The following is a 24,942-nucleotide window of genomic DNA, read 5'->3' as shown; positions in this document are numbered from 1 at the left end:
GTGAGACGCATGCGCGAAGAGCCCGTGGCACCCGCCACGGGCTCTTCGTTCTGTAAGGTACGAAGAGCAACAATTCTGATGCCGCCCCCCGGGGCGGCCCCTGCGTAAAGGAGACCGCCCATGTCAGGTGGAGATATTGCCGGCCTGATAGCTGCTGGCGTGTTCGCCGTCCTGGTCCTGCTGCTGGCCGTGCCGATCTGGAAGCTCGGCCGCGTGTTCGACGAGCTGCGCAAGGCCATCCGCACCGTCACCGACGAGACCACGCCGCTGATCGGGGAGGTCACGAGCACCGTGAGCACCACGCACCAGCAGCTGAAGACCGTCGACGGCATCACCTCGAACGTGTCGGACGCCTCGGCCAACATCTCCGCCCTGTCATCGCTGGTCGCCGCGACGATCGGCGCCCCGCTCATCAAGGTGTCCGCGTTCTCGTATGGCGTCCGCACGGCCCTCGCCGGCCGTACGTCCCCCGCGCGTCGCCGCCGCAGCCGCTAGCCCCAACGAACCGGAGAGAACGATGATCAGAAGAGTGTTCTGGCTTGCAGCCGGCGTCACGATCGGCGTCGTCGCCGTGCGCAAGGTGTCCAAGGCGAAGTCCAACCTCGGCCCGGAGGGCCTCAACCGTGCCGTCGGCCAGATCAGCGACAGCATCGCCGATTTCGCCGACGCGCTGCGGTCCGCCATGTCGGAGCGCGAGAACGACCTCCGCGCGGCGCTCGGTGTCGAGCCCCCCGCCGCTCCCGCCGCCGCGGAGGCGAGCGACGCCGTCCCCGCGCCCCGCCGCTCGCTCCGCTAGGCCTCCCCGACCGTTCCGGCGCTTCGAGGCGCCGGAACGGACGCCGTGCAGTCGCCGTCGTCCCGCGCGGCCTGCCCCGAGGACCGCCCCGGTCCTCCGCGCGCCCGGCCGTTCCCGCCGGCGCCGTCCGCGCCCGGCCCGCGCCGCCCGCGCCCCGCCCCCCACCGAAGGATCGCCCCATGAAGTCCCACGAGATCGCCAGCCGCTGGCTGAGCTACTTCGAGAAGAACGGGCACACGGTCGTGCCCTCGGCGTCGCTCATCTCCTCCGACCCGTCGCTGCTGTTCACCGTCGCCGGGATGGTGCCTTTCATCCCGTACCTGACCGCACGCGAGGTCGCCCCCTACGCCCGGGCGACGAGCGTCCAGAAGTGCATCCGCACGGGTGACATCGAGGAGGTCGGCAAGACCGCCCGGCACGGCACGTTCTTCCAGATGTGCGGCAACTTCTCCTTCGGCGACTACTTCAAGGCCGAGGCGATCCGCCTCGCCTGGACCCTGCTGACCAGCGAGGTGGCGGACGGCGGGTTCGGCCTGCCCGCGGAGCGGCTCTGGATCACCGTCTACCACGAGGACGAGGAGGCGCTGGAGATCTGGCGGGACACCATCGGTGTCCCTGCGGAGCGCATCCAGAAGATGGGCAAGAAGGACAACTACTGGTCCACCGGCCAGCCCGGTCCCGCCGGTCCCTGCTCCGAGATCTTCTACGACCGCGGTCCCGCGTACGGTGTCGACGGCGGCCCCGAGGCGGACGACACCCGGTACGTGGAGATCTGGAACCTCGTCTTCATGCAGTACCAGCGTGGGGAAGGTACCGGCAAGGACGCCTTCGACATCCTCGGCGAGCTCCCGAAGAAGAACATCGACACCGGCCTCGGCCTCGAGCGCCTCGCGATGATCCTGCAGGGCGTCGAGAACATGTACGAGACGGACCAGGTGCGTCCCGTGCTGGATCGGGCCGCGGAGCTCAGCGGGAGGACGTACACCAGCGCCGAGTCCCCGGACGACCCGCACCACACCGACGACGTCCGCATGCGGGTCGTCGCCGACCACATCCGCTCCTCGCTGATGCTCATCGCCGACGGCGTGACGCCGTCCAACGAGGGCCGCGGCTACGTGCTGCGACGGCTCATCCGCCGGGCCGTCCGCGCGATGCGGCTCCTCGGCGTGGAGAAGGCGTGCCTCCCGGACCTCCTCCCGGCGTCGCGCGACGCCATGAAGGGTGTCTACCCCGAGGTCGAGCAGGACTTCGAGCGGATCAGCCGCATCGCCTACGCCGAGGAGAAGGCGTTCCTGCGCACCATCGCCTCGGGCACCGCGCGGCTCGAGGAAGCGGTCCGCGAGTCCCTGGCCGAGGAGCGTCCCCTCTCCGGACAGGATGCCTTCGCCCTGCACGACACCTACGGTTTCCCGATCGACCTCACCCTCGAGATGGCGGAGGAGGCGGGCCTCGCCGTCGACGCCGAGGGGTTCCGCTCCCTCATGCTGGAGCAGCGTCAGCGCGCCCAGGCCGACGCCCGCGGCAAGAAGGCAGGCCACGCCGACCTCTCCGCGTTCACCGAATTGCTCGGTCGCGGGCAGACGGTCTTCACCGGCTACGACGAGCTCACCTCCGAGGCCATGATCATCGGCCTGCTGACCAAGGGGCAGTCGATCCCGAGCGCCCTCCAGGGCGACGAGATCGAACTCGTCCTCGACCGGACCCCGTTCTACGCCGAGGCGGGCGGCCAGGCGGCCGACGTCGGGCTGATCACGGGCGACGGCTTCGTCGTCGAGGTCCTCGACGTCCAGCGGCCGGTCAAGGGCCTCAGCGTCCACCGCGCCGTCGTCCGCGAGGGCGAGGTGGCGCAGGGCGCGCGCGTGACCGCCGCCGTCGACCGCCAGCGCCGGCACGCGGGGGAGCAGGCCCACTCCGGCACGCACATCGTGCACGCCGCCCTCCACGAGATCCTCGGCCCCGAAGCCCTGCAGCGCGGGTCGTTCAACAAGGCCGGCTACCTCCGCTTCGACTTCGCCTGGGGCGAGGGCATCAGCGCCGCGGCCCGCTCGGAGATCGAGGAGGTCTCCAACATCGCGATCCGCAACAACTACGAGGTCGAGACGAAGATCATGCCCCTGGCCGACGCGAAGGCGCTCGGGGCCACCGCCCTCTTCGGCGAGGCCTACGGGGACACGGTGCGCGTGGTCGAGATGAACGCCGAGTTCTCCCGCGAACTCTGCGGCGGTACGCACGTCGCCTCGACGTCGCTCATCGGGAGCCTCACGCTGCTCGGCGAGCAGTCCGTCGGGTCGGGCAACAGGCGCGTCGAGGCCCTCGTCGGCCTGGATGCCTTCCGGCACCTCGCAGCCGAGCGCGCCCTGGTCTCCGAACTCTCCGACATGCTGAAGGTGCCCTCCGCGCAGCTCCCCGAACGCCTCTCGGCGACGCTTGCCAAGCTGAAGACCGCAGAGCGTGAGCTCGAGCGGCTGCGCAAGGAACAGCTCGCCGCCGCCGCCGGGTCGCTCGTCGACACCGCGGTGGACGTCGACGGCGTGCGCCTCATCGCGCACGACGCCGGCGAGATCGGCGGCGCCGACGACCTGCGGACGCTCGTGCTCGATCTGCGCGGGCGGCTCGGATCGGAGGCGGCAGTCGTCGCCGCGACGGCCGTCTCGCAGGACCGTCCGCTCGTGCTCGTCGCGACCAACGAGGCCGCCCGCGGCGCCGGCGTCAAGGCCGGTGCGCTGGTGCGGACCGCTGCGAAGATCCTCGGAGGCGGCGGGGGAGGCAAGGACGACGTCGCGCAGGGCGGCGGATCCGATGCCACCCGCATCCCCGAGGCACTGTCCGCCATCCGTACCGCGGTGGCGGAACGCTGACGGCCGCGACAGCCGGCGACGGAGGGGGAGCGGGGTCCGTTCCGGGCGCCGCCCCCTACCCCCGCGGGCCCAAGCTGGGCGTCGACGTCGGGCAGGTCCGGGTGGGACTGGCAGGCTGCGACCGGGACGGGCTGCTCGCCACCCCGATCCGCACCCTGAAGCGCGATCCCCGGAGGAACAGCGACGTGAGGATCCTGGTGCGCGAGGCTTCCGAACGCGGCGCGGTGCAGATCATCGTGGGACTCCCCAAGAACCTCAGCGGGCAGGAGGGCGCGTCGGCGGAGATGGCGAGGGACTACGCCGGGCTGGTCGTCGAGGAGCTCCGGAGACAGTCCCTGACCGTGCCGGTACGCTTGGTGGACGAGCGGCTGAGCACGGTGTCGGCCCACCGCTCGCTGCATGCGGCTGGTCTGAGCAGCCGTGAGCATCGTAAGGTTATTGATCAGGTGGCAGCTGTCGAAATACTCCAGCACGCCATCGACACGCAACGTTCACGCGAACGGGACGTGGGGGATCCGGTTCCTGTGCGTCACGCAGAGGGTGCCCAGAGCCCACTGCTGACCCCGATAGAGGAGCCGGTTATCAAGGACAGTTCGCCCAGCAGGAGGGATCCGGAGTCGTGAACAACCACACCCGTAATTCCCCGGCGTCCCAGGGATCCGACGAGCAGCACACCGACGGCTACGAGCATCCGGAGCCCGTCGAGCAGTTCTTCGCGGACCAGGACACTGCCCGCCGCACCAAGCGCCGCCCACCGTCGAAGGCGAAGAGGCGCAGGCGCCTCCGGCGTACCGTCGTCATGCTCGTGGTCCTCATGCTCTTCGCGGGGACCGTCTTCGGCGTCGCCATGATGCTGCGCGACCTGCTCGGTCTGAACGACGTCACCGACTACGCCGGCCCGGGAGGCGAGGAGACCGTCTTCTCCGTGACCGAGGGCGCCGGCGCCCTCGCCATCGGGACCGGGCTCGAGAGCGCGGACATCGTGGCGGATTCCGCGACCTTCGTCGAGGCCCTCGGGGCGATCGCCGACGGCCGCGAGGTCCAGCCGGGCGAGTACGAGATGCGCCTGCAGATGCCCGCCGCGGACGCGGCGGAGGCACTGCTGGGCGACGATCCCTCGCTCGTCTCGTATGCCGCGGTGGCCCGCGACCTCCGCCAGGGCGAGGTCTTCGACATCCTCAGCACCTCCACCGGCATCCCGCGGGCCGAGTTCGACGCCCTCGCCGCCGACCCCACCCAGTTCGGCCTCCCGGCGCAGGCCCTGTCCCTCGAGGGTTACCTGCATCCCGGGGAGTACCGCTTCGACGTCGAGGCGACCGCCACGGACATCATCACCGAGATGGTCAGGTCGACGACCGACCGCCTCGCCGAGGACGGCGTCACGGATCCGGCCGAGCAGTACCGGATCCTGACGATCGCGAGCATCGTGCAGGCCGAGGCCCAGCAGGGCGACTACGCGACGGTCGCGGGGGCCATCAACAACCGCCTCACGCCCGGCAACACGGAGACGAGCGGTTTCATCCAGTCCGACGCCTCCGTCACCTACGGACTCGGCAAGCGCAGCTACCAGCTGACCGACGAGGAGAAGCAGGACACCTCCAACCCGTACAACACCTACGCGAACCCCGGCCTGCCGAAGGGGCCGATCGGCTCCCCCGGCGACGAGGCCATCGACGCGACGGTCAACCCGGCGGACGTCCCCTTCTACTTCTGGGTGACGGTGAACCTCGACACCGGCGAGACGAAGTTCTCCGAGACGTACGCGGAGCACCTGCGCTACGTCGACGAGTACCTCGGCTGGTGCACCGACAACCCCGGACGGTGCGAATAGGTGGTGCCCGCTTCCACGGCACCGCTCCGGGCCGCCGTGATCGGCTCGCCCATCGGGCACTCGAAGTCCCCGCTGCTGCACGCGGCCGCCTACCGGGAGCTCGGCATCGAATGCTCCTACACCGCGGTCGACGTCGTTGAGGCGGACCTGGGCGCCTTCGTCGACGGTGTGCGTGCCGCGCCCGGCTGGCGCGGCCTGTCCGTCACCATGCCCCTGAAGGCAGCGGTGGCGCGGCTCGTCGACGCCACGACGGAACCCGCCACGGTCCTCGGGGTCGTCAACACCGTCGTCGTCGACGGCGGGCCCGGCGACCGCGTGCTCACCGGTCACAACACCGACGTCGCCGGGGTGGCGAACGCTCTGGCCTCGGCCGGCGTGCACGAGCCCGGACACGCGGTGATCCTCGGTGGTGGAGGGACCGCGGCTGCGGCCGTGGCGGCCCTCGCCCGCCTCGGGGCCGCCACCGTCCGCGTGGTCGTCCGGCGGCCCGAGGCCTCGGCCGACCTCCTGCGGGTCGGGCAGGCCCTCGGCATCGACGTCGTCCTCGTCCCCTGGTCCACGGCCGCCGACGCCGTGGCGGCCGCGGACGTCGTCGTCTCCACGCTTCCGCCCCGCGCGGCGGACCCCGTGGCCGCGAGCCTCGCCGCCACCGCCGGCTTCTCCACGCAGGGCACGCTGCTCGACGTCGCCTACGACCCGTGGCCCAGCACGCTCGCCGCGGCGTGGCAGCACGCCGGTGGCACGATCGTGCCGGGCCTCGACATGCTGCTGCACCAGGCCGTGGAGCAGGTGCGCCTGTTCTTCCCCGCCACCGCACAGGACCCGCAGGGGGTCCTCGACGTGATGTGTGACGCAGTGGGCGCCGCACGGCGCTGATCCCTCCGCCCCCGCATGGCAGTATGGAAGCCATGTTGCGTTGGTTGACGGCAGGAGAATCCCACGGCCCCTCCGTGGTCGGCATCATCGAGGGGATGCCCGCGGGGGTGGCCGTCACGAGCACCGATGTGCAGGAGGCCCTGGCACGGCGCCGCCTCGGCTACGGCCGCGGTGCCCGCATGAAGTTCGAGCAGGACCAGGTCCGCATCCTCGGCGGCGTACGCCACGGGGTGACGCAGGGCGGCCCGGTGGCCATCGAGGTCGCCAACACCGAGTGGCCCAAGTGGGAGAAGATCATGTCGGCCGACCCCCTCGAGGGGGAGGACGCGGCCGAACTCGCCGCGTCGGCCCGGAACGCGCCCCTCACACGGCCACGCCCCGGCCACGCCGATTTCACCGGCATGCAGAAGTACGGCTTCGACGAGGCCCGGCCCGTCCTCGAGCGGGCCAGCGCCCGGGAGACGGCGACCCGCGTCGCCCTCGGCACCGTCGCGGCCCGGTTCCTCGCCGGTCTCGGCATCCACCTCGTCAGCCACACCGTGTCGATCGGTTCCGTCTCGGTCCCCGAGGACGCCCCCCTGCCCGTGCCGAGCGACGTGATCGCGCTCGACACGGATCCGCTGCGCTGCTTCGACCGGGACACCTCGGATGCCATGGTGGCCGAGGTCGACGCCGCCCACAAGGAGGGCGAGACCCTCGGTGGCGTCGTCGAGGTCGTCGCGTACGGGCTCCCGCCGGGACTCGGCAGCTACGTCCACTGGGACCGGAGGCTCGATTCCCGGCTCGCCGCCGCCCTCATGGGTATCCAGGCCATCAAGGGCGTGGAGGTCGGCGACGGCTTCCAGACCGCTGCCCGGCGCGGTACCGCGGCGCACGACGAGATCGTCCGCAACGACGACGGCAAGATCGTGCGCCTCTCCAACCGGGCCGGCGGCATCGAGGGCGGCATGAGCATCGGCGACGCCCTGCGTGTGCGCGCCGCGATGAAGCCCATCGCCACCGTGCCGCGCGCGCTGCGCACCGTCGACGTCAGCACGGGTGCCGCGGCCCGCGCCCACCACCAGCGGTCGGACGTGTGCGCGGTACCCGCCGCCGGTGTCGTCGCGGAGGCCATGACCGCCCTCGTCCTGGCCGAGGCCGTCACCGAGAAGTTCGGCGGCGACTCCCTGGCGGAGACGGCACGCAACATGCGCAGCTACCTCGAGAACATCCCGGAGTTCCTGGACTCCGCCGGAGTCTGATGGGCGGGGACCGCCGCGTGGTCCTCGTCGGCCCCATGGCTGTCGGCAAGTCCGCCGTCGGGCGGATGCTCGCACGGCGGACGGGCACACGCTTCGTGGACACGGACCGCGTCATCGTCGAGCGGCACGGGAGCATCCCCGCCATCTTCGCCCGCGGCGGCGAAGGGGTGTTCCGCGACCTCGAGGCGGACGTGGTGGGCGAGGCCCTGACGGGGGACGGCGTCGTGGTCTCCCTCGGCGGGGGAGCGGTGCTGCATCCCGGCACCCGGGCCCTCCTGGCTGACGCCGTCGTCGTCTTCCTCGACACCGACCTCGCGACCGTCCTCCCGCGCATCGGCGCCGACTCCGGCCGCCCCCTCCTCGCGGGACGCCCCGCCGAACGGTGGCAGGAGCTGTACGACGCGCGGCGGCCCGTCTACGCCGCGGTGGCGACCTTCGTCGTCGACACACGGGGGCTCACCGTGCGCGAGGCCACCGAGGCCGTGCTGCGCGCACTGGACGGGAACGCCCCGCCCGACCCCCCGACCGACGCGCACGACACCCTGACCCATACCCCGGACGACGAGAGCGGAACCAACCCCCATGGCGACTGACGAAGCAACCATCATCCCCGTGACCGGCGGCGCCGCCGACGGCGACTACGACGTCGTCGTCGGCCGTGGCCTGCTCGGTCGGCTCCCCGCGGTCCTCGGCGAGCGGGTGCGCCGCGTCCTGGTCATCCACCCGCGGGCCCTCCGCGCCACCGGCGACACCGTACGTGCCGAGCTCGCCGACGCCGGCTTCACGGCCGTGACGGCGGAGATCCCCGACGCCGAGGAGGGCAAACACATCCAGGTGGCCGCGTTCTGCTGGCAGGTCCTCGGCCAGAACGACTTCACCCGGTCCGACGCCGTCGTGACGGTCGGCGGAGGTGCCGTGACGGACCTCGGCGGCTTCGTCGCAGCGACCTGGCTCCGCGGCGTACGCGTGGTGCACCTGCCCACGAGCCTCCTCGCCATGGTCGACGCCGCCGTGGGCGGCAAGACGGGCATCAACACCGCCGAGGGCAAGAACCTCGTGGGCGCGTTCCACCCGCCCGCCGCCGTCCTCGCCGATCTCGACGCGCTGGCGACACTGCCGAAGAACGAGCTCGTCACGGGACTGGCCGAAGTGGTGAAGTGCGGTTTCATCGCCGACCCCGCCATCCTGGCCCTCATCGAACAGGACACCGATGCTGCGGCGGAGGCGACCTCGCCGGTGCTGCGGGAGCTCGTGGAGCGCGCCATCCGGGTCAAGGCCGACATCGTCTCCGAGGACCTGCGTGAAGCGGGCCGCCGTGAGTACCTCAACTACGGTCACACGCTCGGGCACGCGATCGAACTCGCGGAGCGGTACTCGTGGCGTCACGGTGCGGCCGTCTCGGTGGGGCTCGTGTTCGCGGCCGAGCTCTCCCGCATGGTGGGGCGCCTCGGCGACGCCGACGCCGACCGCCACAAGAGCATCCTGGAGTCGCTCGGCCTGCCCGTCACCTACCGCCGGGACCGGTGGGCCTCGCTCCTCGACGGGATGCGCCGCGACAAGAAGTCACGGGGCGACCTGCTCCGGTTCGTGGTGCTCGACGGCATCGGCCGCCCCGGCATGCTGGAGGTCCCCGACACGTCGCTCCTGTTCGCCGCCTACCAGGAGATCGCCTCCTGACCGGACCGCGTCGGGGGCGGGCGGGGCCGCCCAGCGGGTCGCCGCGCCGCGCAGGGTAGACTGGTCTCTGGACTTTTGGCGCTCTTCTCCGCGCCCGCCGTGCCCCGGCCGGCCCATCCATCAGCGACATCGACGAAAGTGAATCTGTGGCGACCACGAACGACATCAAAAACGGCACCGTCCTGAAGCTCGAGGGCAACCTCTGGAACGTCCTCGAGTTCCAGCACGTCAAGCCCGGCAAGGGTGGAGCCTTCGTCCGCACCAAGCTTCGCAACATCCTCTCCGGCAAGGTCGTCGACAAGACCTTCAACGCGGGCCTGAAGATCGAGACGGCCACCGTGGACCGCCGCGACTACCAGTACCTGTACAAGGACGGCGAGGACTTCGTCTTCATGGACACCACGGACTACGACCAGATCACGGTGCCCGGCAAGACCGTGGGGAACGCCGCGAACTTCATGCTCGAGAGCCAGATGGCCACCATCGCCATGCACGAGGGCTCGCCCCTCTACGTCGAGCTGCCCGCCTCCGTCACGCTCGAGATCACCTACACCGAGCCGGGCCTCCAGGGCGACCGCTCCACGGGCGGCACCAAGCCCGCGACCGTCGAGACGGGCCACGAGATCCAGGTCCCGCTGTTCCTCGGCACCGGCACCAAGGTCAAGGTCGACACCCGCACGGGCGAGTACCTGGGACGCGTCAACGAGTGAGTGCACGCAGCAAGGCCCGGCGCCGGGCCCTGGACATCCTCTTCGAGTCCGAGCAGCGGGACATGCCGGCCCTCGAGGTCATCCGCGTGCGCCGTGAGAAGACGGACATGGTCATCGCCGACTACACGGTGGACATCGTGGAAGGCGTCCTGGAGCACCAGGAGCAGATCGACGAGTTCCTGAGCACGTACTCGCAGGGCTGGACGCTCGACCGCATGCCGGCCGTCGACCTCATGCTCCTGCGGATCGGCTCCTGGGAACTGCTCTACAACGACGACGTCCCCGACGGCGTCGCGGTGAGCGAAGCCGTGGAGCTCGCGAAGATGCTCTCCACCGACGAGTCACCGAAGTTCATCAACGGGCTCCTCGGGCGCCTGCAGCAGCTGAAGCCCACACTGCTCGCCTGAGGTCCCCGTGGAGAAGCTCCCGTCGTCCGCCACCGGACGGCGGGAGCTTCCTGCGTTCCCGGCACCTATCGGCGTCGGGCACGCGGGCCGGGCGGGCGCCGACCCGGGCTGCCAGGGCCCTGTGGCCGGCCCCGTCAGCGGGCAGCGGACGCGAGCTGGAAGATCCGCGCCCGGCGCTGGGTCGCCTCCTCGAGCAGGGTGCGCTCCTCCGCCGCGTAGTCGGCGTCGCGTCGCCCGCCGAGCAGGCGCTGGCGCGTGTAGGCGATGCGCGATCCCGTGCGGATGAACTCGCGCATGTCGCCCTTCGCTCCCACCGACGCGGCCCACGAGAGAGCCTGCGACCGCCCCGGACGGGTGGCGAGCATGCGCACCTCCTCGGGCGTGAACCAGCCGGCGCGCGCGTAGTCACCGAGGCGGGCCTCCGTGAGGCGCCGCTCCGAGCGCCGGAGGAGGACGACGGCGACCACGGCGGCGATGAACAGCGGCACCTGCACCACCAGGTAGAACAGCAGGAAGTTGTCGAACAGGACGAGAGTGCCGCCGTTCCACAGCATGTGGCCTGCGATCGCGGGCACGAGTCCGAGGACGAACGCGCCGAGGATCCGCGCGTTCCCGCCGCCGCGGCTCAGCGCGTACCCGAGGACGAAGCCGAGGAGCGAGGTGAACATGACGTGCGCGAAGGGCGAGAACAGGCCGCGGAGGATGAAGACCCCCGCGAGGGCACCCGCATCGCCCGAGTCGCGGACGGCCGCGCCGAAGTACAGGATGTTCTCGGTGAACGCGAAGCCCGCCGCGACCGTGCCGGCGTAGACGATGCCGTCCACCGGGCCGTCGAAGTGGCTGCGGCGCGTATACACGAGGATCAGCACGCCGAGGCCCTTGGCGAACTCCTCGACCAGCGGCGCCTGCAGCACGGGCCCGATCACCTCCGGGGAGGTCGTGGCGAGGGCGCTGCCGAGCAGGTCCACCACGTAGGTGCCGAGCAGGAGCGTCACGACCACGGAGGCCCCGGCGCCCCAGAGGAACGCGAAGAGCCGGGCGCCTCGCGGCTCGGGATCCCAGCGGTCGATCCAGCGCAGGCCGAGCAGGCAGATACCGAGGGGCACGAGGGCGAGGAACCCGCACAGCAGGAACGCCGACGGCCCGAGCGACAGGGACAGCAGGAGGAGGACGCTGGCCACCACGAGAGCCGCGAGGATGACGAGTATGACGTTGAACACGCCGCGGCGGCGGGGCGGCGGCTGGTTCCAGACCGGCTGGAAGGGGAGCCCTCCCGGACGGGCGGGTGCGGGGTGGTGGTGCCGCAGCGTCGTGGCGCCCCACCAGCCCTGGGACTCGTGGGGGTGGTGGTCCTGTGGTCGCTGCCCGTAGCCCTGCGGGCCGTTCTCCAGCGGGCCGCTCGGGCCCGCGCCGGGGGTGTTCATAGCCATGATGCAACCCTAGGTGCAAGCGGCGCTGTGGTAGTTTTGGCATCGCAACCAACCTTTAAATTCCGTCCGGTGAGGCGGGGAAGGAGGAGGCGTGTTATGACCGTGCCTACCCCGGAATCCGGCCCGCACAAGCGCGTTGTTCTCGCAGAAGCAGACATAGACCGCGCACTCACGCGCATCGCCCACGAGATCCTCGAGGCGAACAAGGGCTCCCGCGACCTCGTCCTCCTCGGCATCCCGCGCAGGGGTTTCCCCCTCGCCCAGCGGCTCGCCCAGAAGATCGCCGCCGTCGACCCCGCCGTCGACCCGGACCTCATCACCGGGCAGCTCGACGTCACCATGTACCGGGACGACCTCCGGCGCCACCCCACCCGCTCCCCGCTGGCCACCCAGCTGCCGCCGTCGGGCATCGACGACAAGGTCGTGGTGCTCGTCGACGACGTGCTGTACTCCGGACGGACCGTCCGCGCCGCCCTCGACGCCCTCGCCGACCTCGGCCGCCCCCGCACCGTCCGCCTCGCCGTCCTCGTGGACCGCGGGCACCGGGAACTGCCGATCCGGGCCGACCACGTCGGCAAGAACCTCCCGACGTCGTCCCGCGAGCGCGTGCGCGTCCACCTCGCCGAGATCGACCTGATCGGCGGCTCGGCGGTCAACGAGGTCGTCATCGAGGACCGCGTGTGAAGCACCTGCTGAGCACGCAGGACCTCTCCGCGAGGAACGCGCTGCGCCTCCTCGACGTCGCCGAGGAGATGGCGGCGGTGGGGGAGCGCGAGATCAAGAAGCTTCCCGCGCTGCGTGGACGCACCGTCGTGAACCTCTTCTTCGAGGACTCCACCCGCACGCGCATCTCGTTCGAGGCGGCGGCGAAGCGGCTGTCCGCGGACGTCATCAACTTCGCGGCGAAGGGCTCCTCGGTCTCCAAGGGCGAATCCCTCAAGGACACCGCGCAGACCCTGGAGGCCATGAGCGCGGACGCCGTGGTCATCCGTCACCCCGCCTCGGGCGCTCCCGCCCGCCTGGCGGCCTCGGGCTGGATCGACGCGGCCGTCGTCAACGCCGGCGACGGCACGCACGAACACCCCACGCAGGCCCTCCTCGACGCCTTCACGCTCCGCCGGCACTGGGCGCAGGTGGGCGGTACCGCGTCCGCCGGCACGGACCTCACCGGCATGAAGGTGCTGATCGTCGGCGACGTCCTCCACTCGCGCGTCGCCCGCTCCAACGTGTGGCTCCTGACGACCCTCGGGGCGGAGGTGCTGCTCGCCGGTCCGCCCACGCTGCTGCCCGTCGGCGTGGGCGCCTGGCCCTGCACGGTCTTCTACAACCTCGACGACGCCCTGGCCGAGCGGCCCGACGCCGTCATGATGCTCCGCCTGCAGGCCGAGCGCATGAACGCGGCGTTCTTCCCCTCCACGCGGGAGTACTCGCGGCGGTGGGGATTCGACGACGGGCGGCTCGCCCTGCTCGACACGCTGGGCCTCGACGACACCGTCATCATGCACCCCGGCCCCATGAACCGCGGACTGGAGATCTCCTCCGCCGCCGCCGACTCCCCGCGCTCCACGGTCCTCGCGCAGGTCCGCAACGGCGTCTCCGTCCGGATGGCCACGCTGTACCTGCTGCTCGCGGGAGACCCGCACGACGACACGCACGACCAGCACGACGACCTGACCGTCCTGATCCCGGAAGGCCGCACCCCGTGACCACCCCCGCCAGCACCCCCGCAGCCCCGACCCAGTACCTCATCCGCGGCGCCTCCCTCCTCGGACGCGACGCCGGGGACCTCCTCCTGCGCGACGGCGTCATCGCGGCCGTGGGCAGCGCCGCAGCGGGCGAGGCCTCGCCGGACGCGGCCATCATCGACGCCGCAGGGCTCGTCGCCCTGCCCGGCATGGTGGACCTCCACACCCACCTCCGGGAGCCGGGACGCGAGGACGCCGAGACGGTCGAGACCGGATCCCGCGCCGCCGCCCTCGGCGGTTTCACCGCGATCCACGCCATGGCCAACAGCTCGCCGGTGGCCGACACCGCGGGCGTCGTGGAACAGGTGTACCGCCTGGGCCTCGCCTCCGGATGGGTGGAGGTGCGGCCCGTCGGCGCCGTCACCGTCGGCCTCGGCGGCGAACGCCTCGCCGAGCTCGGAGCCATGGCCGAGTCGCGGGCCTCCGTGCGCGTCTTCTCCGACGACGGCATCTGCGTCTCCGACCCGGTGCTCATGCGCCGCGCCCTCGAATACGTCAAGGCGTTCGACGGCGTGATCGCGCAGCACGCGCAGGAACCGCGCCTCACCGAGGGTGCCCAGATGAACGAGGGCGACGTCTCCGCGGTCCTCGGACTGACCGGCTGGCCCGCGGTCGCCGAGGAGAGCATCATCGCCCGCGACGTCCTGCTCGCCCAGCACGTCGGCTCGCGCCTCCACGTCTGCCACGTCTCCACGGCCGGCTCCGTCGAGATCATCCGGTGGGCCAAGGCCCGCGGCATCCACGTCACCGCCGAGGTCACGCCGCACCACCTGCTCCTCACCGACGACCTGGTCCGCAGCTACGACCCCGTCTACAAGGTCAACCCGCCGCTGCGCACCCCCGACGACGTCTCCGCCCTCCGTGCGGCCCTCGCCGACGGGACGATCGACGTCGTCGGCACGGACCACGCTCCGCACCCGAGCGAGCACAAGGAATGCGAGTGGGCGCAGGCCGCCATGGGCATGACCGGCCTCGAGACGGCCCTGTCCGTGGTGCAGCACGCCATGGTGGAGACCGGGCTGCTCGACTGGGAGGGCTTCGCCCGCGTCACGTCCGTGACACCGGCCCGGATCGGCCGGCTCGCGCACCAGGGCCGTCCCCTCGCCGCGGGCGAGCCGGCGAACCTGATCCTCGTCGACCCCACGGCGCGCTGGACGGTCGATCCCTCGACGATGGCCACGAAGGGACGCAACAGCCCGTTCCGCGGCCTCGAACTGCCCGGCAGCGTGCGTGCGACCTTCTTCGCCGGGCACGCCACGGTCCTCGACGGCCGGCTCGCCACCCCGCGCCCGGCAGCACTCGGCGCGACCGGGGAGGCTCCGGCATGGAGTATCTAGGCTGGGTGGCCCTGACGCTGGGCATCATCGCGGTCCTCGTCGCGCTCATGGCGCTCGGGTGGCGCAACCGGCTCCGCCGCCAGGCGGACGTCCCCGCGCCGCCGGAGACGCCCGCCGACCCCGGACCGGTCCTCTACGCGGCGGAAGGACAGTACGTCGCGACGACGACGGCGGGGGACTGGCTCGACCGCATCGCGGTCCACGGTCTCGGTCTCCGCGGCAACGCCGTCGCAGCAGTGCACCCCGACGGCGTGGTCCTCGACCGCACCGGTGCCCGCACCGTCTTCATCCCCCGCGCCGACCTCACGTCGGTGCACCTCGCCGCCGGCATGACGGGCAAGTTCGTCGAGAAGGAAGGCCTCGTCGTCATGACCTGGCGCCTCGGCACCGGGCGCGTCGACACCGGCTTCCGCACCCGCCACCCCGCGCAGAAGGCCCAGCTCGTCGCCGCGATCGCGGCGCTCGTCCCGGACGGGACAGCCGACGGACCCGGCACGCCCGGCACTCCACGTACTGCAGACCATCGAACTCCACCGACCCCCGAAGGCAGGGAACAGCTGTGAGCCACGCTCCATCGAAGGCACCGGACCGACCGAAGACACCCGCGGTGCTCGTCCTGGAGGACGGGCGCACGTTCCGTGGCCGCGCGTACGGCGCCGAGGGCACCGCGCTCGGCGAGGCCGTCTTCGCGACCGGCATGACCGGCTACCAGGAGACCATCACCGACCCGTCCTACGCCCGCCAGCTCGTGGTGCAGACCGCACCGCACATCGGCAACACGGGAGTGAACGCTGACGACGCCGAGTCGCGCCGCATCTGGGTGGCCGGCTACATCGTCCGCGACGCCGCCCGCCGCCCGTCCAACTGGCGCTCCGAGCAGAGCCTCGACGAGCAGCTGCGCGAGCAGGGCGTCGTCGGTATCGAGGGAGTGGACACGCGCGCCATCACCCGGCACCTCCGCGAGCGCGGCGCCATGCGGGCCGGGATCTTCTCCGGCGCCGATGCCGCGTCGAACCAGGAGCGGCTCGTCGAGCAGGTCCTCGCCCAGCCTGCCATGGCCGGAGCCCGCCTCGCCGAGGAGGTCAGCATCGACGAGGCCTACGTCGTCGAGCCCGCCGACCACGGCTGGACCGGAGGGACGGTCGCCACCATCGCGGCCCTCGACCTCGGCATCAAGGCCATGACGCCCAAGCACTTCGCCCAGCGCGGCGTGCGGACCGTGGTCCTGCCCGCCGGGGCCAGCTTCGCCGACATCACCCGGGCGGCGCCGGACGGCGTGTTCATGTCCAACGGTCCGGGCGATCCCGCGACCGCCGACGCTCAGGTGGAACTCCTGCGCCGCGTCCTCGACGCCCGGATGCCGTTCTTCGGCATCTGCTTCGGCAACCAGATCCTCGGACGCGCCCTCGGCTTCGGCACGTACAAACTGCGCTACGGCCACCGCGGCATCAACCAGCCCGTCCTCGACCGCCGCACCGGCAAGGTCGAGATCACCTCGCACAACCACGGGTTCGCGGTCGACGCGCCGCTCGACGGCCCGGTCGAGGCGCCCGTGGGCTCGTACGGCCGCGTCGAGGTGAGCCACGTGAACCTCAACGACGACGTCGTCGAGGGCCTCGCCTGCCTCGACCTGCCCGCCTTCTCCGTCCAGTACCACCCGGAGGCGGCCGCCGGCCCCCACGACTCGGCGTACCTCTTCGACCGCTTCATCGCCCTCATGCAGGCCGAGAAGGCGGACCCCGGCTCGGGCGACGCCGTCCTCGCGTCGTCCCTCGACGCCCCCTCCGAAGCGGCGGCGCTCGCCCGTGCGGCCGGCGAGGAACCCGGCACGCACGGATCCAGGGTGACGGGCACGCAGCCCCGCCACGACAGCACACGCCCCGGCACAACGCAGGAAGAGAACTGATGCCCCGCAGAACCGACCTCAAGAGCGTCCTGGTCATCGGCTCCGGCCCGATCGTCATCGGGCAGGCCGCCGAATTCGACTACTCGGGCACGCAGGCGCTGCGCGTCCTGCGCGAGGAGGGCCTGCGGGTCATCCTCGTCAACTCGAACCCGGCGACCATCATGACGGATCCCGAGTTCGCGGACGCGACCTACGTCGAGCCGATCACGCCCGACGTCGTCGCGAAGATCATCGAGAAGGAGCGGCCCGACGCCCTGCTGCCGACCCTCGGCGGGCAGACCGCGCTCAACACGGCGATCGCGCTCGACAAGAACGGCGTGCTCGAGAAGTTCGGCGTCGAGCTCATCGGCGCGAACATCGCCGCGATCGAGCTCGGCGAGGACCGCGAGAAGTTCAAGGGCGTCGTCGAGCGCTGCGGCGCCGAGTCCGCGCGCTCCGCGATCATCCACACGATCGACGAGGCCCTCGTCGCCGCCGACGACCTCGGCTACCCCATGGTGGTCCGCCCCTCCTTCACGATGGGCGGGCTCGGTTCCGGGCTCGCGTACACCGAGCAGGACCTGCGCCGCATCGTCGGCCAGGGCCTGCAGTACAGCCCCACGAGCGAGGTCCTCCTCGAGGAGAGCATCCTCGGGTGGAAGGAGTACGAGCTCGAGATGATGCGCGACAGGAACGACAACGTCGTGGTCGTCTGCTCCATCGAGAACTTCGACCCGGTGGGTGTCCACACCGGCGACTCCATCACCGTGGCTCCCGCGCTCACGCTCACCGACCGTGAGTACCAGCGCCTCCGCGACATCTCGATCGCGGTGATCCGCGAGGTCGGCGTCGACACGGGCGGCTGCAACATCCAGTTCGCCGTCGAGCCCGGCACGGGCCGCGTCGTCGTGATCGAGATGAACCCCCGCGTGTCCCGCTCCTCGGCGCTGGCGTCGAAGGCCACCGGGTTCGCGATCGCGAAGATCGCGACGAAGCTGTCGCTCGGCTACACGCTCGACGAGATCCCGAACGACATCACGCTGAAGACCCCGGCGTCCTTCGAGCCGACCCTCGACTACGTGGTGGTGAAGGTCCCGCGGTTCGCGTTCGAGAAGTTCCCCGCGGCGGACCCCACGCTCACCACCACCATGAAGTCCGTCGGCGAGGCGATGGCCATGGGCCGCAACTTCACCGAGGCCCTGCAGAAGGCCCTGCGCTCGCTCGAGCAGAAGGGCTCGCAGCTCTCCTTCGCGCCCGTCGGCGCGGACGAGGTCGACGCCCTCGTGGAGGCCGCCAGACGCCCCACGACCGAGCGCCTCTCGCAGGTGCAGCGCGCCCTGCTCGGCGGCGCGGGCGTCGAGCGCCTCTACGAGGCCACGGGCATCGACCCCTGGTTCCTCGACCAGCTGGTCCTGCTCAACGAGGTCGCCGACGAGGTGCGCACGGCGGCCAACCTCACCGAGGACGTCCTGCGGCTCGCCAAACGCCACGGCTTCTCGGACGAGCAGATCGGCGCGCTCACCCACACGCCCGACGCCGTCGTCCGCGGTGTCCGGCACGCCCTCGGCATCCGGCCCGTCTTCAAGACCGTGGACACCTGCGCGGCGGAGTTCGCCGCCTACACGCCGTACCACTACTCGTCCTACGACGAGGAGGACGAGGTGGCGGCGCACGAGAAGCCGTCGGTCGTCATCCTGGGCTCCGGGCCGAACCGGATCGGGCAGGGCATCGAGTTCGACTACTCGTGCGTCCACGCCACCATGGCGCTGCGCGAGGCCGGCTACGAGACCGTCATGATCAACTGCAATCCCGAGACGGTGTCCACGGACTACGACATCTCCACGCGCCTGTACTTCGAGCCCCTGACCCTCGAGGACGTCCTCGAGGTCCTCGCGGCCGAGGAGCGGACGGGAGGCGTGCTCGGTGTCTTCGTGCAGCTCGGCGGTCAGACCCCGCTGAAGCTCGCCCAGGAACTCGCCGACGCCGGCATCCCCATCCTGGGCACGTCCCCGGAGGCCATCGATCTCGCCGAGCACCGCGGCGCCTTCAGCCGCGTGCTCGACGCCGGCGGGCTCATCGCCCCGAAGAACGGCACCGCGGTGTCCTTCGAGGACGCCAAGCGGATCGCCGACGACATCGGCTACCCCGTGCTGGTCCGGCCCTCCTACGTGCTCGGCGGTCGCGGCATGGAGATCGTCTACGACGAGGCGAACCTCTCGCGCTACATCGCCAACGCCACGGAGATCACCGAGGCCCACCCGGTGCTCATCGACCGCTTCCTCGAGGACGCCATCGAGATCGACGTCGACGCGCTGTACGACGGGGCGGAGATGTACCTCGGCGGCATCATGGAGCACATCGAGGAGGCCGGCATCCACTCCGGCGACTCCGCGTGCGTCCTGCCGCCGATCACGCTCGGCGCCGACGTGCTGCAGCGCGTCCGGGAGGCCACGCTCGCCATTGCGGAGGGCGTCGGGGTGCGGGGCCTCATCAACATCCAGTTCGCCCTCGCCTCCGACGTGCTGTACGTCCTCGAGGCGAACCCGCGGGCCTCCCGGACGGTGCCCTTCGTCTCGAAGGCCACCGGCGTGCAGCTCGCCAAGGGGGCGGCGCTCATCGGCACCGGTGTCACCGTCGCCGAGCTGCGGGAGCGCGGGCTGCTGCCGGCGCAGGGCGACGGCGGGTCCCTCCCGCTCGACGCCCCCGTCTCCGTCAAGGAGGCCGTGCTGCCCTTCAGCCGCTTCCGCACACCGGAGGGCACCGTCGTCGATTCGCTGCTCGGCCCCGAGATGCGCTCCACCGGCGAGGTCATGGGCATCGACAAGTACTTCGACACGGCCTTCGCGAAGAGCCAGGCGGCCGCGAACGCGGCGCTGCCCGTCGAGGGCAAGGTCTTCGTCTCCGTCGCGAACCGGGACAAGCGCGCCATCATCATGCCGGTAAAGCGCCTCGTGGACCTCGGCTTCGAGATCGTCTCGACCGGCGGGACCGCCGATGTGCTGCGCCGCAACGGTATCCAGGCCACGACGGTGCGCAAGGTCGCCGAGGGCTCCGGCGCCGCGGGGGAGGGCACCGTCGTCGACCTCATCACGGAGGGCGGCATCGACATGATCATCAACACGCCCTCCGGCGGCCAGGCGCGCGGGGACGGCTACGAGATCCGCGCCGCCGCGACGTCCTACGGGCTCCCCGTCATCACGACGATCCCCGAGGTGGGAGCGGCCGTGCAGGCGATCGAGGCCATGCGCTCCTACGAGTGGTCCGTGACGAGCCTGCAGGAGCATGCGGCGAACCTGCGCGCAGCGACCGAGGCCCGCGATGCCTCCTGAGGCCGGCGCCGCGGTCCGCGCCCCGTTCGGGGAGCGGCTCGCGGCGGCACGCACGGCCCGGGGGAGCCTGTGCGTCGGCATCGACCCGCACCCCGGGCTGCTCGCGGCCTGGGGGCTCGAGGACTCGCCGTCCGGGCTCGAGCGGTTCTCGCTGACCGTGCTCGACGCGGTCGGACCCGTGGCCGCGGCCCTGAAGCCGCAGGTCGCGCTGTACGAACGCCACGGTGCTCGTGGGCTCGCCGTCCTCGAGACCCTGCTCGCCCGGGCGGCCGACGCCGGCGTGCTGACCATCGCCGACGCGAAGCGCGGCGACATCGGCTCCACCATGCAGGCCTACGCGGACGCATGGCTGGGGGAGGGCCGGCCCCTCGCGGCCGACGCCGTCACGCTGAACCCGTATCTCGGCTTCGAGTCCCTCCGGCCTGCCCTCGACCTCGCCGCCGCCACCGGGCGCGGCGTGTTCGTCCTCGCGCTGACCTCGAACCCCGAGGGCCGATCCGTCCAGCACGTGGGCGGCGACGCGTCCGTCGCACGCTCGATCGCCCACGCGGCCGCCGCGGAGAACGCCGGCCCCGGACCCGGGTACGTCGGCCTGGTGGTCGGCGCGACCGTCGGGTCCGCCGCACGGGACCTCGGCCTCGACCTGGCCGGCCTCAACGGCCCCATCCTCGCGCCCGGCGTGGGAGCGCAGGGTGCCGGGCCGCACGAGCTGCGGGAAGCCTTCGGGGACGCCCTGCCGTTCGTGCTCCCGACGTCGAGCCGTGCCATCCTCGCCGCCGGACCCGGTGCCGCCGGCCTGCGGGAAGCCGCGGAACACACCCGGGACGAGCTCGCCTGACCGGTGCGCCCGACACCGGGCGCATTGATTTCGGAGGGCTGCGCCCGGTAGGTTCGGTTCCAGCCCGAACCCCGTTTCCGGGGAGACCCTTGACCGAGCGAGACGACGAGCGGTCGCCGCCATCCGTGGTGCCGTCCAGCGCAGGGAGCACGCGTGAGCCTGAAGCCACTGACGGATGACGAACGAACCCTGGCACGCGGGAAGGCGACGGCGGCGCGTGCGGTACGGGCGGACGTCAAGTCCCGGCTCAAGACCGGTAAGCTTTCGGTGGCGGAGGTCATCGACAACCCGGACGGCGACGACGCCGTGGGCCGTCTGAAGGTCCTGGACCTCCTCAAGGCACTGCCCGGCGTGGGCGACGTGCGCGCGGCGGCCATCATGGCAGAGGTCGGCATCGCCGCAACGCGCCGTGTACGCGGCCTCGGCATCCATCAGCGCAAGGCCCTGGTCCTGTACCTCGAACAACATCACGCCGGCCCGGCCGGCAAGTAAGGAAGCATTAGTGTCACAGCCTCGGCTGACAGTCCTTGCCGGTCCCACCGCGGTCGGCAAGGGGACAGTCTCGACCTACATCCGGGACAACTACCCCGAGGTGTGGCTCTCCGTCTCGGCGACCACGCGCCCGCCCCGCCCCGGCGAGGTGGACGGGGTGCACTACTTCTTCGTCTCCTCCGACGAGTTCGACCAGCTCGTCGCCGACGGGCAGTTGCTCGAGTGGGCCGTGGTCCACGGCCGCAACCGGTACGGTACGCTCCGGCGCACCGTCCAGGCCGCGATGGACGAGGGCCGGACCGTCCTGCTGGAGATCGATCTGCAGGGTGCGCGCCAGGTCAAGGAGAGCATGCCGGAGGCGACATTCGTGTTCCTCGCACCGCCCACCTGGGACGAGATGGTGCGCCGCCTCGTGGGCCGCGGCACCGAAACACCGGAGGAACAGCAGCAACGCCTGGAAACCGCTAAACTGGAACTTGCCGCCGAGCCGGAATTCAACCACACCGTCGTCAACGACAGCGTGGAGCATGCGGCAGACGAGCTCGTATCACTGATGGGACTGCGTCCGCTGCAGCGCTGAGAGGCCCCGCACCAGCCGTTCCGCCTAATTTTTGGAGAATTTGTGTCATCTCAGCCCGAAGGCATCATCAACCCGCCGATCGACTCCCTCCTGGAGGTCGCGGACTCGAAGTACGCCCTCGTGATCTACGGCGCCAAGCGTGCCCGCCAGATCAACGCGTACTACTCGCAGCTCCACGAGGGCCTGTTCGAGTACGTCGGCCCGCTCGTGGACACGAAGCTCAACGAGAAGCCGCTCTCCATCGCGCTGCGCGAGATCAACGAGGGCATGCTCGTGTCCGCGCCCATGGAACAGTCCGAGTAGCACGCCGATATCACCCAGTCGGCGGTAGCTAACCGGTGCGCATAGTACTTGGTGTCGGAGGAGGGATCGCAGCCTACAAGGCAGCATCCCTCCTCCGTCTTTTCACGGAGTCCGGCCACGACGTCACGGTCATCCCCACCGAGGCCGCCACGCGCTTCGTGGGGACGGCGACGTGGGAGGCCCTGTCCGGCCATCCCGTCAGCAACAGCGTCTGGGACGACGTCGACAAGGTGAACCACGTGCGCCTCGGGCACGAGGCCGACCTGATCGTCGTCGCGCCCGCCACCGCCGACGTCCTCGCCCGCGCGGCGGCCGGCCTGGCCGACGACCTCCTGACCGGGACCCTCCTCATGGCACGCGGACCCGTGGTTATGGCCCCGGCGATGCACACCGAGATGTGGCGGCATGCCGCCACCCGTGCGAACGTCGAGGTCCTCCGCTCCCGCGGCATCACCGTGATCGAGCCTACGTCCGGCCGCCTCACGGGCGCCGACTCGGGCCCCGGCAGGCTTCCCGAGCCGGCGGACATCTTCGCCGCGGCCCTGGCCGCCACCGACGGAGGCGGAGCCGGCGACGGCGCCCTGCAGGGCAAGCGCGTCACCATCTCCGTCGGCGGTACCCGGGAGGCGCTCGACCCGGTGCGGTTCCTCGGCAACCGGTCCTCCGGCAAGCAGGGCATGGCGCTGGCCGAGGCGGCCCTCGCCCAGGGGGCCCTCGTGACCCTCGTGCTCGCCCACGCGGAGGTCGCCCCGCCCCGCGGGTGCGACATCGTCCGCGTCGAGTCGGCACTCCAGCTGCGCGACGCCGTCCTCGAGGCGCTGCCGGCCACGGACGTGCTCGTCATGGCGGCCGCGGTGGCGGACTTCCGCCCCGCCGAGACGGCCGCCACCAAGATCAAGAAGAACGACGACGGCACCGACCCGGTGCTCACGCTCGTCCGCAACCCCGACGTGCTCCGTGACGCCGTCCTCGCCCGGGAGGCCCTGCTCGGCCGGGACGGGCGGGACGGCCCGCTGGTCATCGCCGGATTCGCCGCCGAGACGGGCGACGCGACGGCCGATCCCCTCACCCATGCCCGCGCGAAGCTCGCACGGAAGGGATGCGACTTCCTCGTGCTCAACGTCGTGGGCTCCGACCGGGTCTTCGGGGCCGACTCCAACGAGGTCACCATCCTCGACGCCGGCGGCAGCGAATCGGCCCCGCTGCGCGGCACCAAGCGCGTCGTCGCGGACGCCGTCATCAGCCACGCGGCGAGCCTGCTGGCCCGCTGAGCACCCCCGTCGCGGCGCGCCGTCGGCATCCCGTGCGGCGGCGTCGCGGCGCGTAGCACCCGGGCGGGACTGTCCCTCCGACCAAGTAGAGTGGGCACGTGAAATCACCCAGCCCTGATTCCCCCCTGCGCCTCTTCACGTCGGAGTCGGTCACCGAGGGTCATCCGGACAAGATCTGCGACCAGATCAGCGACGCGATCCTCGACGGCCTGCTCGAGCAGGATCCCGCCTCCCGCGTGGCGGTGGAGACCCTCGTCACGACCGGCCTCGTCCATGTGGCGGGCGAGGTCACCACCGAGGCCTACGTGGAGATCCCCGACATCGTCCGCAAGACCATCCTCGGCATCGGCTACGACTCCTCGGCCAACGGCTTCGACGGTGCCCGCTGCGGTGTCTCGGTGTCCATCGGCCAGCAGAGCGCGGAGATCGCCTCCGGTGTCTTCACCTCCCTCGAGACCCGCGAAGGCACGGGCCTCGATCCGTACGACGCGCAGGGCGCGGGGGACCAGGGCATCATGTTCGGCTATGCGAGCGACGAGACGTCGGTGCTCATGCCCACGCCCATCTGGCTGTCCCACCGCCTGTCCGAACGCCTCACCACCGTCCGCAAGGACGGCACCCTCCCGTACCTGCGCCCGGACGGCAAGACGCAGGTCACCATCGGGTACGACGGCGACCGGCCGGTGACCATCGACTCCGTCGTCATCTCGTCGCAGCACGCCGCGGACGTCTCCCTCGACGAGCTGCGCGCCGACCTCGTCGAGCACGTGATCACCCCGGTCCTGGCGGAGTCCGAGCTCGATGCCTCGAACGTCCGGCACATCCTCAACCCGGGAGGCGCCTTCATCATCGGCGGCCCCGTGGGCGACGCCGGCCTCACCGGACGCAAGATCATCGTCGACACCTACGGCGGCATGGCACGCCACGGCGGCGGAGCATTCAGCGGCAAGGACCCGTCGAAGGTCGACCGGTCTGCCGCCTATGCGATGCGCTGGGTCGCCAAGAACGTCGTCGCGGCCGGCCTCGCCCGCCGCGCGGAGATCCAGATCGCCTACGCCATCGGCATGGCGCAGCCCGTCGGCATCTATGTCGAGACGTTCGGCACCGAGACCGTCGACCCGCAGGCGATCGGCACCGCGATCAGCGAGCTCTTCGACCTGCGCCCGCTCGGCATCATCAACGCACTCGACCTCAAGCGCCCGATCTACCAGCGGACGGCGGCGCACGGCCACTTCGGCCGCGAGGAGGACGACTTCACCTGGGAGCGCAAGGACCGTGTGGACAAGCTGCGGAGCTACTTCAACGCCTGAGGCGGGAGGGGACGGCGGGCGGCACG

At 71.4% G+C, this 24,942-nt stretch carries 24 protein-coding genes; 23 read left to right on the top strand and 1 reads right to left on the bottom strand.

Annotated elements, in window-relative coordinates; genetic code table 11:
* The first annotated feature begins 120 nt into the window (after nt 1-120).
* From CXQ97_RS15410 to nusB, 11 genes are all read left to right on the top strand, one after another.
* Nucleotides 121-495 carry a DUF948 domain-containing protein gene (locus tag CXQ97_RS15410; protein WP_104181757.1) on the top strand — a complete coding sequence of 125 codons (375 nt, stop codon included), beginning with the start codon at nt 121-123 and terminating at the stop codon, nt 493-495.
* Nucleotides 496-517: 22 nt separating this feature from the next.
* On the top strand, nt 518-796 hold the full coding sequence (locus CXQ97_RS15405) for a DUF6167 family protein (protein ID WP_104181756.1): 279 nt from the start codon (nt 518-520) through the stop codon (nt 794-796).
* Nucleotides 797-975: 179 nt separating this feature from the next.
* Nucleotides 976-3,654 (top strand): alanine--tRNA ligase, encoded by a 2,679-nt coding sequence (gene alaS, locus CXQ97_RS15400; RefSeq protein WP_104181755.1) that lies wholly within the window; start codon nt 976-978, stop codon nt 3,652-3,654.
* 74 nt (nt 3,655-3,728) lie between these two features.
* Nucleotides 3,729-4,277, top strand: coding sequence for a Holliday junction resolvase RuvX (gene ruvX, locus CXQ97_RS15395; RefSeq protein WP_258062652.1), 549 nt, complete (start codon nt 3,729-3,731; stop codon nt 4,275-4,277).
* Entirely contained in the window at nt 4,274-5,485 is a 1,212-nt protein-coding gene (mltG, locus tag CXQ97_RS15390; protein WP_104181753.1) for an endolytic transglycosylase MltG, read from the top strand. The genes ruvX and mltG overlap by 4 nt, the downstream gene beginning before the upstream one ends.
* Before the next feature lie 3 nt (nt 5,486-5,488).
* Complete coding sequence (locus CXQ97_RS15385; RefSeq protein ID WP_104181796.1) at nt 5,489-6,361, top strand: shikimate dehydrogenase; 873 nt, start codon at nt 5,489-5,491, stop codon at nt 6,359-6,361.
* A gap of 32 nt (nt 6,362-6,393) precedes the next feature.
* Nucleotides 6,394-7,602, top strand: coding sequence for a chorismate synthase (gene aroC, locus CXQ97_RS15380; protein WP_104181752.1), 1,209 nt, complete (start codon nt 6,394-6,396; stop codon nt 7,600-7,602).
* Complete coding sequence (locus tag CXQ97_RS15375) at nt 7,602-8,195, top strand: shikimate kinase (RefSeq protein ID WP_104181751.1); 594 nt, start codon at nt 7,602-7,604, stop codon at nt 8,193-8,195. Before aroC ends, CXQ97_RS15375 begins: the two co-directional genes overlap by 1 nt.
* Entirely contained in the window at nt 8,185-9,279 is a 1,095-nt protein-coding gene (aroB, locus tag CXQ97_RS15370) for a 3-dehydroquinate synthase (protein WP_104181750.1), read from the top strand. The genes CXQ97_RS15375 and aroB overlap by 11 nt, the downstream gene beginning before the upstream one ends.
* A 146-nt stretch (nt 9,280-9,425) precedes the next feature.
* A complete protein-coding gene (efp, locus tag CXQ97_RS15365; RefSeq protein WP_104050627.1) occupies nt 9,426-9,989 on the top strand; it encodes an elongation factor P in 564 nt (187 codons plus the stop codon).
* Nucleotides 9,986-10,396, top strand: coding sequence for a transcription antitermination factor NusB (gene nusB / locus CXQ97_RS15360; protein WP_104181749.1), 411 nt, complete (start codon nt 9,986-9,988; stop codon nt 10,394-10,396). Before efp ends, nusB begins: the two co-directional genes overlap by 4 nt.
* A gap of 134 nt (nt 10,397-10,530) precedes the next feature.
* Here nusB and CXQ97_RS15355 read toward each other — a convergent pair whose 3' ends face one another.
* On the bottom strand, nt 10,531-11,826 hold the full coding sequence (locus CXQ97_RS15355) for a PrsW family intramembrane metalloprotease (protein WP_104181748.1): 1,296 nt from the start codon (nt 11,824-11,826) through the stop codon (nt 10,531-10,533).
* A gap of 96 nt (nt 11,827-11,922) precedes the next feature.
* On the opposite strand from CXQ97_RS15355, the gene pyrR reads away from it, so the two are divergent.
* From pyrR to metK, 12 genes are all read left to right on the top strand, one after another.
* Nucleotides 11,923-12,510: a bifunctional pyr operon transcriptional regulator/uracil phosphoribosyltransferase PyrR gene (gene pyrR / locus CXQ97_RS15350; RefSeq protein ID WP_104181747.1), complete on the top strand. Its 588-nt coding sequence runs from the start codon at nt 11,923-11,925 to the stop codon at nt 12,508-12,510.
* Nucleotides 12,507-13,532, top strand: coding sequence for an aspartate carbamoyltransferase catalytic subunit (locus tag CXQ97_RS15345; protein ID WP_104181746.1), 1,026 nt, complete (start codon nt 12,507-12,509; stop codon nt 13,530-13,532). Before pyrR ends, CXQ97_RS15345 begins: the two co-directional genes overlap by 4 nt.
* Entirely contained in the window at nt 13,529-14,908 is a 1,380-nt protein-coding gene (locus tag CXQ97_RS15340; RefSeq protein ID WP_104181745.1) for a dihydroorotase, read from the top strand. Before CXQ97_RS15345 ends, CXQ97_RS15340 begins: the two co-directional genes overlap by 4 nt.
* Complete coding sequence (locus tag CXQ97_RS15335; RefSeq protein ID WP_258062645.1) at nt 14,896-15,471, top strand: hypothetical protein; 576 nt, start codon at nt 14,896-14,898, stop codon at nt 15,469-15,471. The genes CXQ97_RS15340 and CXQ97_RS15335 overlap by 13 nt, the downstream gene beginning before the upstream one ends.
* Nucleotides 15,468-16,814 (top strand): glutamine-hydrolyzing carbamoyl-phosphate synthase small subunit, encoded by a 1,347-nt coding sequence (carA, locus tag CXQ97_RS15330; RefSeq protein WP_104181744.1) that lies wholly within the window; start codon nt 15,468-15,470, stop codon nt 16,812-16,814. Before CXQ97_RS15335 ends, carA begins: the two co-directional genes overlap by 4 nt.
* Nucleotides 16,814-20,122, top strand: a complete 3,309-nt coding sequence (gene carB / locus CXQ97_RS15325; protein ID WP_104181743.1) for a carbamoyl-phosphate synthase large subunit — start codon at nt 16,814-16,816, stop codon at nt 20,120-20,122. The genes carA and carB overlap by 1 nt, the downstream gene beginning before the upstream one ends.
* Entirely contained in the window at nt 20,112-20,960 is an 849-nt protein-coding gene (gene pyrF / locus CXQ97_RS15320; protein ID WP_104181741.1) for an orotidine-5'-phosphate decarboxylase, read from the top strand. The genes carB and pyrF overlap by 11 nt, the downstream gene beginning before the upstream one ends.
* Before the next feature lie 153 nt (nt 20,961-21,113).
* On the top strand, nt 21,114-21,452 hold the full coding sequence (gene mihF, locus CXQ97_RS15315) for an integration host factor, actinobacterial type (RefSeq protein ID WP_104181739.1): 339 nt from the start codon (nt 21,114-21,116) through the stop codon (nt 21,450-21,452).
* Nucleotides 21,453-21,462: 10 nt separating this feature from the next.
* On the top strand, nt 21,463-22,032 hold the full coding sequence (gene gmk / locus CXQ97_RS15310) for a guanylate kinase (RefSeq protein WP_181035102.1): 570 nt from the start codon (nt 21,463-21,465) through the stop codon (nt 22,030-22,032).
* A 42-nt stretch (nt 22,033-22,074) separates the two neighbouring features.
* Nucleotides 22,075-22,335: a DNA-directed RNA polymerase subunit omega gene (gene rpoZ, locus CXQ97_RS15305; protein ID WP_104181737.1), complete on the top strand. Its 261-nt coding sequence runs from the start codon at nt 22,075-22,077 to the stop codon at nt 22,333-22,335.
* Nucleotides 22,336-22,370: 35 nt separating this feature from the next.
* A complete protein-coding gene (gene coaBC / locus CXQ97_RS15300; protein ID WP_104181736.1) occupies nt 22,371-23,606 on the top strand; it encodes a bifunctional phosphopantothenoylcysteine decarboxylase/phosphopantothenate--cysteine ligase CoaBC in 1,236 nt (411 codons plus the stop codon).
* A 98-nt stretch (nt 23,607-23,704) separates the two neighbouring features.
* Nucleotides 23,705-24,916, top strand: coding sequence for a methionine adenosyltransferase (gene metK, locus CXQ97_RS15295; RefSeq protein ID WP_104181734.1), 1,212 nt, complete (start codon nt 23,705-23,707; stop codon nt 24,914-24,916).
* Nucleotides 24,917-24,942: the final 26 nt, after the last annotated feature.

This window comes from Arthrobacter sp. B0490 (assembly GCF_002929355.1).
Lineage (GTDB): Bacteria > Actinomycetota > Actinomycetes > Actinomycetales > Micrococcaceae > Arthrobacter_D.
This window is presented reverse-complemented; position numbering and strand designations above follow the sequence as displayed.

Excerpts from the sequence above, each read along its gene's own strand:
- CXQ97_RS15410 (WP_104181757.1), top strand. The coding sequence starts at position 121 with ATGTCAGGTGGAGATATTGCCGGCCTGATAGCTGCTGGCGTGTTCGCC.
- CXQ97_RS15405 (WP_104181756.1), top strand. The coding sequence starts at position 518 with ATGATCAGAAGAGTGTTCTGGCTTGCAGCCGGCGTCACGATCGGCGTC.
- alaS (WP_104181755.1), top strand. The coding sequence starts at position 976 with ATGAAGTCCCACGAGATCGCCAGCCGCTGGCTGAGCTACTTCGAGAAG.
- aroC (WP_104181752.1), top strand. The coding sequence starts at position 6,394 with ATGTTGCGTTGGTTGACGGCAGGAGAATCCCACGGCCCCTCCGTGGTC.
- CXQ97_RS15375 (WP_104181751.1), top strand. The coding sequence starts at position 7,602 with ATGGGCGGGGACCGCCGCGTGGTCCTCGTCGGCCCCATGGCTGTCGGC.
- aroB (WP_104181750.1), top strand. The coding sequence starts at position 8,185 with ATGGCGACTGACGAAGCAACCATCATCCCCGTGACCGGCGGCGCCGCC.
- CXQ97_RS15355 (WP_104181748.1), bottom strand. The coding sequence starts at position 11,826 with ATGGCTATGAACACCCCCGGCGCGGGCCCGAGCGGCCCGCTGGAGAAC.
- pyrR (WP_104181747.1), top strand. The coding sequence starts at position 11,923 with ATGACCGTGCCTACCCCGGAATCCGGCCCGCACAAGCGCGTTGTTCTC.
- CXQ97_RS15335 (WP_258062645.1), top strand. The coding sequence starts at position 14,896 with ATGGAGTATCTAGGCTGGGTGGCCCTGACGCTGGGCATCATCGCGGTC.
- carB (WP_104181743.1), top strand. The coding sequence starts at position 16,814 with ATGCCCCGCAGAACCGACCTCAAGAGCGTCCTGGTCATCGGCTCCGGC.
- pyrF (WP_104181741.1), top strand. The coding sequence starts at position 20,112 with ATGCCTCCTGAGGCCGGCGCCGCGGTCCGCGCCCCGTTCGGGGAGCGG.